The 12,730-nt window shown below is 49.0% G+C and carries 11 protein-coding genes; 10 read left to right on the forward strand and 1 reads right to left on the reverse strand.

Going from position 1 to position 12,730, the window contains the following annotated elements:
• The first annotated feature begins 9 nt into the window (after positions 1-9).
• The 5 genes from DESRU_RS10010 to DESRU_RS10030 all read left to right on the forward strand — a co-directional run bounded on the left by DESRU_RS10010 (position 10) and on the right by DESRU_RS10030 (position 4,731).
• Positions 10-1,647 (forward strand): AMP-binding protein, encoded by a 1,638-nt coding sequence (locus DESRU_RS10010; RefSeq protein WP_013841988.1) that lies wholly within the window; start codon positions 10-12, stop codon positions 1,645-1,647.
• A gap of 326 nt (positions 1,648-1,973) precedes the next feature.
• Positions 1,974-3,584 (forward strand): thiamine pyrophosphate-binding protein, encoded by a 1,611-nt coding sequence (locus DESRU_RS10020; RefSeq protein ID WP_013841990.1) that lies wholly within the window; start codon positions 1,974-1,976, stop codon positions 3,582-3,584.
• A gap of 173 nt (positions 3,585-3,757) precedes the next feature.
• The gene (locus DESRU_RS21470) at positions 3,758-3,889 is read left to right on the forward strand and encodes a hypothetical protein (protein WP_013841991.1); all 132 of its coding nucleotides are present in this window, start codon (positions 3,758-3,760) and stop codon (positions 3,887-3,889) included.
• A 202-nt stretch (positions 3,890-4,091) separates the two neighbouring features.
• Complete coding sequence (locus DESRU_RS10025; protein WP_013841992.1) at positions 4,092-4,340, forward strand: glutaredoxin family protein; 249 nt, start codon at positions 4,092-4,094, stop codon at positions 4,338-4,340.
• Positions 4,330-4,731 carry a ferredoxin-thioredoxin reductase catalytic domain-containing protein gene (locus tag DESRU_RS10030; RefSeq protein ID WP_013841993.1) on the forward strand — a complete coding sequence of 134 codons (402 nt, stop codon included), beginning with the start codon at positions 4,330-4,332 and terminating at the stop codon, positions 4,729-4,731. Before DESRU_RS10025 ends, DESRU_RS10030 begins: the two co-directional genes overlap by 11 nt.
• 48 nt (positions 4,732-4,779) lie before the next feature.
• On the opposite strand, the gene DESRU_RS21265 is transcribed toward DESRU_RS10030, so the two are convergent.
• Positions 4,780-4,905, reverse strand: a complete 126-nt coding sequence (locus tag DESRU_RS21265; protein ID WP_013841994.1) for a putative holin-like toxin — start codon at positions 4,903-4,905, stop codon at positions 4,780-4,782.
• A gap of 101 nt (positions 4,906-5,006) precedes the next feature.
• Here DESRU_RS21265 and miaB point away from each other — a divergent pair, with 101 nt between their 5' ends.
• From miaB to DESRU_RS10055, 5 genes are all read left to right on the forward strand, one after another.
• Positions 5,007-6,356, forward strand: coding sequence for a tRNA (N6-isopentenyl adenosine(37)-C2)-methylthiotransferase MiaB (gene miaB, locus DESRU_RS10035; protein ID WP_013841995.1), 1,350 nt, complete (start codon positions 5,007-5,009; stop codon positions 6,354-6,356).
• 30 nt (positions 6,357-6,386) lie between these two features.
• Complete coding sequence (locus DESRU_RS10040; RefSeq protein ID WP_013841996.1) at positions 6,387-6,773, forward strand: YlbF/YmcA family competence regulator; 387 nt, start codon at positions 6,387-6,389, stop codon at positions 6,771-6,773.
• 176 nt (positions 6,774-6,949) lie between these two features.
• Positions 6,950-9,559, forward strand: a complete 2,610-nt coding sequence (gene mutS, locus DESRU_RS10045; RefSeq protein ID WP_013841997.1) for a DNA mismatch repair protein MutS — start codon at positions 6,950-6,952, stop codon at positions 9,557-9,559.
• Positions 9,560-9,696: 137 nt separating this feature from the next.
• On the forward strand, positions 9,697-11,373 hold the full coding sequence (locus tag DESRU_RS10050) for a hydantoinase/oxoprolinase family protein (RefSeq protein ID WP_013841998.1): 1,677 nt from the start codon (positions 9,697-9,699) through the stop codon (positions 11,371-11,373).
• Positions 11,370-12,725, forward strand: coding sequence for a histone deacetylase family protein (locus DESRU_RS10055; RefSeq protein ID WP_013841999.1), 1,356 nt, complete (start codon positions 11,370-11,372; stop codon positions 12,723-12,725). Before DESRU_RS10050 ends, DESRU_RS10055 begins: the two co-directional genes overlap by 4 nt.
• Positions 12,726-12,730 lie beyond the last annotated feature (5 nt).

Raw genomic sequence — 12,730 nt, forward strand, 5'->3', positions numbered from 1 at the left:
GGGAAACGTATGGCTCAGAACATGACAGACTATCAGCAGGAAAAAGAGAATTTTCAATGGAATGTGCCGGAATACTTTAATTTCGCAGAACATATTATTGACAAATGGGCCGAGGAGCCGGACAAGCTGGCCATGCTCTGGGTTGATGAGGATGATCATGAAATAAGGAGGACCTTTAAAGATTTTTCCCAGCGTTCCAAACAATTGGCCAATATTTTAACTCATAAGGGAATTAAAGCCGGGGATGTTGTGATTCTGATCATGCCCCGCTATATAGAGTGGTGGGAAACCTTTTTAGCTTGTCTCCGGGTGGGCGCCATTGTTAGCCCCGGTACTGTACAGCTTACCGTCAAAGACTTAGCCTACCGCATTGAAACGGCGGCGGCAGCGGCAATTATTACCGATCAGCGTACCGCTGAAAAAATCGATGAGATAAAAGAAGAACTTTCCACGGTCAAAGTTAAGATGGTGGTGGAAAACCCCAGGGAAGGCTGGCTCCATTACCAAACCGAACTCCAGCAGTATCCGGAGGATTTTAAAAGCATAAAAACCCGAAGTGATGAACCGGCCATCTTATTTTTCACCTCGGGAACTACCGGAAACCCTAAAATGACTTTACATACCCACAGCAGTTATCCCTATGCTCATAAGGTAACCGGAAAATACTGGCTGGATCTTATTCCTGAAGATCTGCACTGGAATTTATCGGATACCGGGTGGGGAAAAGCCGCCTGGAGCAGTCTTTTTGGGCCCTGGCATATGGGAGCGGCTCTGTTTGTGCATCACGAGACCCGCTTTAAGACCAAGCGTTGTCTGGAAATTTTACAAAAATACCCCATCACCACCCTCTGTGGCGCCCCCACCAATTACCGGATGCTGGTTCTGGAAGATTTAACGCAGTACAAGTTCCCTTCTTTAAGGAGCTGTACCGGGGCGGGAGAGCCCCTGAATCCGGAGGTAATCAACACCTGGCAAGAAGCCACGGGCATTACCATTCGGGATGGCTATGGGCAAACAGAAACGGTTCTGGTTATCGGCAATTTTCCCTGTGTACCGGTCCGGCCCGGTTCCATGGGAAAACCTGCCCCGGGATTTGAGGTTGAAGTGATTGACGACGCCGGTAATATTTTGCCTCCCGGGAAGGAAGGGGACATCGCCATCAAGATCCGGCCGGAGCGTCCTGCAGGGCTATTTAAAGAGTACTGGCAGGAACCTGAAAGGACCCAGAATTGCTTTCGGGGGAACTGGTACATTACCGGAGACCGGGCCGTAAAGGATGAAGATGGCTACTTTTGGTTTGTGGGCCGGTCTGATGATGTTATTTTAGCTGCCGGTTATCGCATCGGGCCTTTTGAAGTGGAAAGCACACTCATTGAACATCCGGCAGTGGCTGAGTCTGCGGTGGTGTCAAGTCCCGATGAACTTAGGGGAGAAATTGTCAAAGCTTTTGTGGTTCTCACCGAGGGTTACCAGCCGTCTCCCCAACTGGTAAAGGAACTCCAGGATTATGTTAAGTCTGTCACTGCACCCTATAAATACCCTAGAGAGATTGAATTTGTAGATTCCCTGCCCAAAACCGTCAGCGGTAAAATTCGCAGGGTGCAGTTAAGAGAAATGGAATGGGCTAAGAAGGGTAAAAAATCATAATCAGGTAGCGTAAATACAAACCGCCGAAAATTCCGGCGGTTTGTATTTTATAAGTACAAAGCAAATCCCGCCGGGGCGGGATGTAAGGCTTTAAAATCCACAGATTATCAACAATGCCAAGCCAATTAAAACAATCAATAATAATAAGCCCAATAAAATGAGCAGCCAAGTCATTAATATGACCTCCTTCTTCCTTGCAGTTTATATTTCAATATATGGATTGGTTGGGTCATTTGTGAAGAATGCGGAAAGATTCCCATTAAGAAGCATTTGCTTACATGTTTCATTCCTTTTTGGAAAAACTACCATTCCATAGGAGGGATAAAGTGGCAAAAACTGTGGCTCAGGTGATGGTGGACCAATTGGTAAATTGGGGTGTGAAACAAGTTTTTGGCGTGGTGGGGGACGGTATTTTTCACCTGCTGGATGCCCTTGCCCACCAGCCCAAAATTCATTTTTATGCCGTAAGACATGAAGAAACAGCCGCCTTAATGGCCTCTGCCTACGCCAAACTTACCGGACAGGTGGCGGTTTGCACGGCAACCTCCGGCCCTGGATTGGTTCATTTGCTGAACGGGCTGGCCGATGCGCAAAAAGACGGGGTACCGGTAGTGGCCATCACCGGTCAAGTGGCCAGAAAAGATATGGGCACCCGGAAAAAGCAATATATTGACCAGCAGACTCTGGTTCAACCGCTGGTTTCCTATAGTACCTTATTGGTGGATCCCCAAGCCACGGTAAAGCTAATGGACCGGGCTTTCCGGTCTGCTCTAAGCAAAAGGATGGCCGCGCACCTTTGTGTTCCTTTGGATGTCTTTCCACTGCCCTGCCTGGAAGAAATCCGTCCTCCGGAGCCCTATTTATTTACGGAAACCCGTTCCAATTTACAAGTGGTTAAGGAAGCGGCAAAAATTTTTGATCAGGCCCAGAAACCGGTTATACTGGCCGGCGCAGGAGCAAGAAAGGCCGTTCAACCCTTACGGGAGCTGGCGGAGAAATGGGGGGCCGGAGTGATCCATACCCTTGGCGGCATGGGCGTTTTTCCCGGCGATCATCCTCTGGCTTTGGGAGGGTTGGGACATGCCGGCAGTTCGAGCGCGGAGGCAATTTTAAAACAAGCGGATGTATGTTTCCGGGTGGGAGTGAATTGGTGGCCCGAGGACTACATTCCTCAAAACATTACCGTCATTGAACTGGATCATGAGCCGGCCAATATAGGCGGCAGCTCTCCGGCGGATTATGGTTTGGCAGGAAAGGCTGAAAACCTGCTGCCGGAAATAACCTCCTTTATTCAACCTGCTGAACGTAAAGATTGGTCCAAGATCCTTCATAAAGGACATCTTGACTGGCACCTGCAGGTGCAAAGAGAAGCCAATGGAAAGGACCCGAGGGTGCCGCCGGCAAAAATTGTGCAAAGCCTTGGTGAAGTTGTTGCAGCAGAAGCGGTGATTTGTCTGGACACCGGTGATCATACCATATGGTTTGGCCGGAATTTCATACCCCAAGAGCAGCGAATTTTGCTCTCCGGCAAATGGCGCACCATGGGCTTTGGACTGCCCGCTGCCCTGGCCGCAAAGATTGCGGAGCCAAATCGGCAGGTGACGGCTCTGGTGGGAGACGGCGGAATGGGCATGCTGCTGGCGGATTTTACAACAGCGGTAAAATATAACCTGCCGGTGATGATTGTGGTTGTAAATAACGGAGGGCTGATTGAAGAGAAAAATAGAATGATGGTCGGAAATTTAATTCCCCATGGGGTTTATTTGCATAATCCGGACTTTGCCGCTTTTGCTAAAGCCTGCGGCGGTGAAGGGTTTACCGTAGAAAATGCCGATGAATTGCGTGCTGCTTTCCTAGACGCTTTGCACTGCGGCAAGCCCGCTATTGTGGATGTACGAAGCGGGGACCCCATGATTCCGGGAACCAAAATGAATTAACCAACCTGCTCTGTCGGCTGACGGATGGTAACCGTTACAAAATTTGATTAAAATGGTTTTAAAGATAAAGTGATTTTTAAGCTTATTTTCAGCAATTTTTAATCTTTGGTTTTTATAATAATAAGTAATTTTTATTTGCATTTCTTATTTACATATGAAAGGAAGGATTGGGCATGAAGAAATTAATCGTTGCTTTTCTTTCAGTAATGATTGTGGCTCTGGCTTTTTGGGTGCTGCCAAATGTTACATTCGATATCCCCGCCTTAATGGAACTGATTTTGCAAAGCGGAAAAAAATTATTATAATAATATAGATTCACTTGTCAGTTAAACCCTCTATCCGGTGGAGGGTTTTAAAATTTATTTGCAGCGATGGATCAAAGGCAAGTTTGGAACAGGGAATTCTTACATTGTTCTTAACTTTACTCCCTTGTACATTGCAGCAATGGAAATAGATATCTATAATAAACTCAAGCATTGTGATATACAAGCATATGGAGGGATCGTCATGGTTGTGGTTTATGCATTAAGTACCTGCCCCTGGTGCAAAAAAGTGAGAAATTTTCTTACGGAAAACCAAGTGGATTTTAAGGCTATTGAAGTAGATCTGCTTAGAGGGCAAGAACAGGAGCAGGCCTTAAGCGAAGTGGACAAACTGACCGGCGAGAGAAAATTTCCGGTTGTCTTGGTAGGGGATAAAGTGATTCAGGGTTACGATCCTGAAAAAATTCTTGAGGTGCTACGCAATGAAGCATAAGATTTTATGCCCGGTATGTCAGGTGGCCTTCCTCCAGGAGGGCCACCTGAAACCTCAAGAAGTTGTTATCTGCCCGGTTTGTGGCGCCAAACTGGAAGTAACCGAAGTGGAACCGGAAATTTCGGCCAGAAAATTAGAACAGCCGCCCCAAGAGGAAATTGAGCAGCGCATTGAAGCTTTCGCCAAATTAAGAGGCTTTGTGTTTAATGAAGACAGAGGAATGGTCCTGGAAGGTTTAATGGAAAAGAAAAAGCAGTTTGGAGATTTTTTCTGTCCCTGTAAATTTGATAACATCCCGGAAAACATCTGCCCCTGTTTGGAAACCCGTAAGGGTTTTGTTCGTAAAGAGGGACGCTGCCATTGCGGGTTGTTTAATGCTTCCAAGGGGTGATAGGTATTGTACAATAGCTGCCCTCCCAAGGGGGGCTGGCTCAGATATCTAATGGAAGCAGACCTCCTTGCTTTGAGGCTCAAAGGAGGTTTGCTTCTTTCTATCATGCGACAACATTGCAACCATCAAGATGCCGAAAGTCAGCATCAACAGCAACGCTTCAAATGCTGTCATAAGCTCACCCCTCCTCTATTGAATCTCCTCAGTTGTCCTAGGGTAAAAATTAAGGTATAATGCAATGGTAAAATGTTGAAATAATCAGGAGCTAACTTTTCATGGACAGAGCAGAAAAATACTATCTCATATTAACCTTTGGCTGCCAAATGAATGAAAGAGATTCCGAATCTCTTTCAGGCATGCTGGAGGATTTGGGTTATTCCCCCACCGAGTCCCAGGAGGATGCGGATATTATTATCCTGAATACCTGCTGTGTCCGTGAAACGGCGGAAAGCAAAGTGTTCGGGCTGTTGGGCCGTTTGCGAAAGAGAAAAACCGCCAATCCCAATCTAATCATCGGTGTCTGCGGCTGTATGACCCAACAGGAGGATGCGGCGAAGAGAATCCGGCACAGTTTTCCCTTTGTGGATTTGATTTTTGGAACCCATAATGTCCACGAACTGCCCCGGATGCTGCAGCAGGTTCAGGAAAATAAAGAAGCGGTCCTGGAAATCTGGACCTCTGAAAAAGGCATTGCCGAGGATGTCCCGGTGCGCCGGAAGGACAAGCTAAAGGCCTGGGTTACCATCATGTATGGCTGCAATAACTTTTGCTCTTATTGCATTGTTCCCTATGTGCGCGGTCGTGAACGCAGCCGTAAACCGGAGGATATCTTTAAGGAAATAAAAGAACTGGTTAAGGAAGGCTACAAAGAAGTGACCCTGCTGGGTCAGAATGTAAATTCCTACGGTAAAGACCTGGAAAATACTTATCGTTTTGCGGATTTACTGCTGGACCTGGATCAAATAGAAGGCTTGGAGCGGATCCGGTTTATGACTTCCCATCCCAGGGATTTTGACCGGAGACTAATCCAGGTCATTGCCTCCTGCCGGAAAGTGTGTGAGCATTATCATCTGCCCGTTCAGGCCGGGAGCAACCGCGTCCTTAAACAAATGAACCGGGGCTATACCCGGGAGCATTACCTGGAGCTCATTCGGGAAATCCGCAGGGCGGTGCCGGGAGCCAGCATTACCGCGGATATTATGGTGGGCTTTCCGGGCGAAACAGAAGAAGATTTTGAGCAAACCCTGGATCTCGTTCAACAGGTGCGGTTTGACAGCGCTTTTACCTTTATCTATAATACCCGCAGCGGAACTCCCGCGGCTAAAATGGAACAGGTTCCCGAGGCCATAAAAAGTGAAAGAATTCAGCGATTAATTGAACTGCAAAATAAAATTTCCTTTGAAAATAACCGGATGGAAGAGGGCAAGGTGCTGGAAGTATTGGTGGAGGGGGTCACCAAAAGCAATGCGGACCGGCTGGCCGGACGTACCCGAACGAACAAGCTGGTGGTGTTTGACGGACCCCTTGAACTCAGCGGATCTTTGGTGCCTGTACGAATTAAACAAGGACGGTTGAACTTGCTGGAAGGAGAACAGGTACCGCACAATACCATGGACATGTGCTAATTCTAATCAACAACCGGGGGAGGTGAAATAATGAGCGATATCGTCATCGAAAAGGCTCTGGAGTTAGGGAAATTAATTGCCGGCTCCGACAACTACAAGATGATGCGGGAAAAAGAGGCCAGCATGATGGCTGATGTGGATGCGGTGATGTTAATAGAAAAGTTTCAGGATCTACAGCGGAACCATCAGATGGTCCGCATGCAGGGTCAGGAATTAACCGAAGCCCAGTTAAACGATGTTTATGCCCTGGAAGAACAAATGATGGAAAATACTTTGATCAGGGAATTTGCTGAAATCCAGGACCAATTTCAAAAATTCCTGAATCAGGTGAACGAAACCATCAGTGAAGGAATTGAAGGGAAGCCGAAGGAATCGCAAAGTTGCTCCAGTTGTTCCAGTTGCGGCCCCCATTCTTGAGGCTAATAACTGTCGTAGTTCTATGACACGCATTTTTATGAATGTCCAGTTTCCCGGGCTTGGCCGAGCCGGAAAACTGGACTTCATTTTTATCGGCTTATATCTATTGATCCCCGAGGCCTTTTCCTTTTTCTGCCTCTTGGTCTATGTTATAATTGGGGACAGGAGGGATCCTTATGGCCTTAACTCCTATGATGGAGCAATATTTAGAAATTAAAGAGCAATATGCGGATGCCATTTTATTTTTTCGGCTGGGCGATTTTTACGAAATGTTTTTTGAAGATGCCAAACTGGCTTCCCGGGAGTTGGAAATTACACTGACCGGGCGGGATGCGGGGCAGCCGGAAAAGGTCCCCATGTGTGGAGTTCCCTTTCATGCGGCGGATAATTATATTCATAAACTCATTGAAAAAGGGTACAAAGTGGCCATCTGTGAGCAGGTGGAAGATCCCAAAGCCAGCAAGGGTCTGGTGAAACGGGAAGTGATCCGGGTTGTCACGCCGGGGACGGTCATGGACGGCAGCTCGTTAAACGATAAGGAAAATAATTATCTGGTGGCTATTTACCGCTACCCGGGGAATATAATCGGGCTGGCTCTGACTGATTTATCCACGGGGCTGTTCCAGGTAACGCAACTGGAGGGGCAGTATGCCCCGGATGTCCTGAAGGACGAACTGGAAAGACTTGCACCCCGTGAAATTGTTGTCCCGGAAGATCAAATAAGCACCGGCCTCCGGCTTCAGGAGGCCGCCGGTTTAGTTGTTACTCCCCTGGAAAGCCGGGCCTTTGGTCCTGAGGCCGCCATCCCTACTTTAAAACAACATTTTGGCCCTAAAGTCAGCGACGACTTTTTACAGGCCAATCCTGCGGTTACCGGTGCGGCGGCAGGTTTGCTGGAATATCTGATCCGCACCCAGAGGCGCAAATTAAATCATATTACCAGTATCTCCCGTTATACGCCGGGTTCCTTTATGGTTCTGGACGGGGTTGCCCGTAGAAACCTCGAAATCAGCCGGGATATCCGGGACGGCGAAAAAAAAGGCAGCCTGCTGGGTGTTTTGGATGCCACCAAAACCGCCATGGGGGGAAGGATGCTACGGAGATGGCTGGAGCAGCCCCTTATTGACATTAACAGAATCAATGACCGACTGGATGCGGTGGCGGAACTGGTTCATTCCGCTCTGCTGCGGGATGAATTAACCCAGTCTTTGAAACATATTTACGATCTGGAGCGCTTGACCGCCAAGGCGGCCTATGGCAGCGCCAACGGCCGGGACATGCTGGCTCTGCTGGCTTCACTGGAAAAACTGCCCCTGCTGCGTCAAGCTTTAAAAGACTGTCAATGCAGTTTGCTGCGCAAAATCTACGACCGTTTTGACTGCTTAACCGACTTAAAAGAATTATTGAATGTCGCCCTGGCGGAAAATCCGCCGGTTTCACTGCGGGAAGGAGGCTTAATTAAAACAGGCTTTCATCCGGAAGTGGACCAGTTGCGCTCCGCCGCCCGGGATGGAAAAAATTGGCTGGCCAGTTTGGAAGCCCGGGAAAGGGAAAAGACCTCCATTAAATCTCTAAAGGTCGGGTTTAATAAGGTTTTTGGTTATTATCTAGAGGTAACCCGGGCCAACTTAAACTTGGTGCCGGATTATTATCAGCGCCGTCAAACCCTGGCCAATGCCGAACGTTTTATTACCCCGGACTTAAAGGAATACGAGAGTATGATTCTGGGAGCGGAAGACCGGCTGGTAGATCTGGAATACACCCTTTTTGTGGACCTTCGCAACCGGGTGGCGGCAGAAGTAGACCGAATTCAAAACACCGCCATCCTCTTAGCTACGGTGGATACACTGGTAGCCCTGGCGGAAGTGGCTTCCCGCCAGGGCTATGTCCGTCCTGAAATTACCGACGACGGCGTCATTGATATCCTGGAAGGGCGGCACCCGGTGGTGGAAATCGCCCTGGGGCCCGGGGGATTTGTACCCAACGATACTCTTCTGGATGGTGGGTTGAATCGACTGGGCCTCATTACCGGACCCAATATGGGAGGGAAAAGTACTTACCAGAGGCAGGTGGCCCACATTGTATTAATGGCTCAGGTGGGGAGCTTTGTTCCTGCCGCCCGGGCTAAAATTGGCACGGTGGACAGGATTTTTGCCCGGGTGGGAGCTTCGGACGATCTTCGTTCCGGTCAGAGTACCTTTATGGTGGAAATGCAGGAAACCAAACAAATTATTGATCATGCCACGGATAAAAGTCTGGTGATTATTGATGAACTGGGAAGAGGAACCTCCAACCTGGAAGGAATGGCCATTGCCCAATCGGTCATTGAATATCTTCATGACGTCATTGGCTGCCGAACCCTGTTTTCCACCCATTATCACGAGCTGGCCGAACTGGAAGGAATTCTCCCGGGCTTAAAAAATTTTGCTACGGCGGTGCGGGAACAGGGGGATGAAGTAACCTTTTTAAGAAAGGTGATCCGGGCCCAGGCCAGCAAAAGCTACGGCGTCCATTGTGCCCAACTGGCAGGGCTGCCCGGTGAAATAATTTCCAGGGCCAATCAGTTGGTGGGCCAACTGGAGATTCATCAGCGGGCCAGTCAGGAAGTGGTGGCGGGGAAAGCGCAGTCCGCTGCTGCCGCAGCCGAACAATTATCCCTGTTTGTCCGGCAGAATGACGATGCTTTAAAGAAAGAAGTGTTGGCGCTGGATATCTCCAGTATGACTCCCATTGACTGTTTAAACTTTTTATATCAATTGCAAAGAAAGTTGAAAAGCCAGAATTAAGGCCTGTTCCATTTTTTCATGTCATTATAATGAAGGATATGATAAACTGAAGTAATAAGAAACTTTGGATATTCTTGCAAATAACCATGATTTTCTCAGTTCAGGTAGATGAATCCTTTTGATTAGGAGGCCCGGCCATGTTTATCGGCATTGATGTTGGAGGTACTTGCACGGATGCCGTTTTGTTGGACGGCAGTGCTGTTCGTGCTACGGCCAAGGTGGAAACCCAGGACGATTTATGGATCTCCCTGGGAGATGCGTTGGACAGGTTGTTAAAGGGAATACCCGGCGAAAAAATTGAACGGGTTGTTTTTAGCACCACCATTGTTACCAATTTGATCGCTGAAAAAAAGTATGACCCGGTGGGAGTTATCCTGATGCCGGGTCCTGGCCGTACCTTTGCGGATATCCGGCAACAAGACGATGTCTATTTCCTGTCCGGAGCCATTGATTACCGTGGTCGCGAAATCATTCCCTTAAATAAAGAGGAAATAAAAGAAGCCCTGAGGTGGTTGGAAAGCAAAGGCTTTAAAAAAATTGCTGTAGTAGGTAAATTTTCCACCCGCAACAATGCCCATGAGCTGGAGGTTGCGGACTTGATTGCCAAGCACCACCCGGACTGGCAGATTGAAATGGGTTACCGGGCGGGAGGCAAACTAAACTTCCCCCGTCGTATTGCCAACACCATGTTAACCTGTGCCACCCGGGAGAAATATCATTATTTTGCCAATGCCGTACGGGATGCTATGGACCGCAGGGGCATCTCGGGCAGTGTCTTTATTTTAAAAGCCGATGGCGGTACTCTGCCTCTTATTGCCTCCGAACAGGTACCGGTAGAAACTATTTTCTCCGGTCCGGCTGCCAGCACCCTGGGTGTTCAGGCGCTTACTCCGCCGGGAGAGACTTCCATGGTGGTGGATATCGGCGGAACCACCACGGATCTGGCCTTAATCCTTTCCGGTCAGCCCCTGCTGGCTTCCAAAGGAGCCAAAATTGGTGACCGTTTCACCCAGGTTCGGGCTCTTTCCGTAAAGGCTGTGCCGGTTGGCGGGGACAGTGTGGTGGAAAGAGTGGGGCGGCAGTTTATTATCTATTCTGAACGGATGGGTCAGGCTTATTGTTTGGGTGGACCCTTGCCCACGCCCACAGATGCCCTGCGGGTCATGGGGATGACCAAGCTGGGGGATGAGGACCGGGCCCGGGAGGCCATGGAACAGCTTGGTGCTCCGGTGGGCCTGAGTCCCATGGAGGTGGCCCACACCATTGTCAATCTAGTCGTTGATACGGTGGTGGCTGAAATTGAACAAATGTTTAAGGAATGGGAGCGGGAACCGGCCTACCGGGTTTGGGAAGTATTGCAAAAGAAAAGGCTCAGACCCCAGAATGTGGTTGGCGTAGGAGGCGGGGCATTGGGTTTTATTCCCCAAATTGCCGCCCGGATGGGCTGCTCACCGGTACTCCCCCCCTATGCGCCGGTGGCCAACGCCATTGGTGCCGCCGTGGCCAAGCCTACGCTACAGGTTACACTGCGAGCCGACACGGAAAGAAAAATCTTTAGTATTGAAGAAGAAGGTTACCAGGGCAAACTGGCCGGAACCCTGGATGAAATCGGCGCGGTGGAACTAGCCAAAGAGTGGTTGGTAAAAAGAGCGCAAAAAATGAATTTAACCGTTGAGGAAATTGAGATTACCGGTAAAGATGTTTTTAATATTGTTCGGGATTGGAAAACAACCGGTAGACTTTATGATATCTCAGTGCAGACGCCCAGAGGGATACTGGGCCACATTGGTTCTGGAGGGAGGCTGCTGAAATGAATCACAAGACAGGTTTAATTTTCTTTCCGGCCTTTGACTGGGCCATTTCAGCCACCCACCCGGAACGGGAAGAACGACTCCTCTATACCAGAGACCAAATGTTTGAAGAAGGAATTCTAGACCTACCGGAAATCATTGAATATTCTCCAAGATTGGCCTCCGAACATGATATTTCAAGGGTCCATATCTGTGTTCCGGGGGTGGCGGATCAGGTGCTGGAAGCCCATCGCATTGCTGCCGGCGCGGCCATGAATCTGGGAGACCGCATTGTGGGCAAAGAGATTAAAAACGGCTTTGCCCTGGTGCGTCCGCCGGGGCATCATGCCATGAGGGTGGTTCACGGCAACCGGGGTTTTTGCAGCATTAATAACGAAGCGGTCTTGGTGGAATACCTGCGCCGGGCCCATGGCATAAAAAGAATTGCCATTGTGGATACCGATGTGCACCACGGGGACGGCACCCAGGATATTTTTTATCATGATCCGGATGTCTTGTTTATTTCCTTCCACCAGGACGGCCGCACCCTTTATCCGGGAACCGGCTTTACCTACGAACTGGGAGGAGCCGGCGCCTACTGCTCCACCATTAATATTCCTTTGCCTCCAGGCGTAACGGATCAGGGCTTGCATTATGTGATGGATCATTTAATCTCTCCCATTCTGGCCGATTTTCAACCGGATTTTCTGGTCAATTCTGCGGGTCAGGACAATCATTTCACGGATCCTCTAGGCCAAATGATGATCTCCGCCCAGGGTTATGCCCGTTTAACCGAGAAACTAAAACCGGATTTAGCGGTTTTGGAGGGGGGCTATGCTATTGAGACGGCGCTGCCCTATGTGAATCTGGCTATTTTGCTGGCCTTGGCCGGAAAGGATTATACTTTTGTCCGGGAGCCGGGCTATCAACCGGAAAAGTTAAAGGAGGCTCCCCGGGTTACCGAAGAAGTAAAAAGGGTTGTGGATGAATTACAGGAGATTTGGGCTGCCCGGCACTCCAAGAATAAACTGGAACTGGCCGGAGGCGCTAAATTTTATCAACGGACCAAACCCATTTATTACGATACACAGTTTATTGAAGAGAAACAAATTGAAAAAGTTCGTGTCTGCCCCCACTGCCCGGGCTATATGCTGATTGATTCCCAGGCTTCCCATCCGGATGGCCGCAAATACCGGATTTTGGCCATTACCATACCCTTTCAGGGCTGCAAATACTGCCAGGAGGACGGCTGGGAGGCCTATGAACAATTGAAACGGGATTATCGTTTTAATTATGTTTACCTACAGGATAAGACCACCGATACCTTTATGACCCACCAGCGGGAGGAAGGGCGGGAGATTCGTTCAGACGGTTAGGGGTG

The sequence above is a fragment of the Desulforamulus ruminis DSM 2154 genome (assembly GCF_000215085.1).
Classification (GTDB): domain Bacteria; phylum Bacillota; class Desulfotomaculia; order Desulfotomaculales; family Desulfotomaculaceae; genus Desulfotomaculum; species Desulfotomaculum ruminis.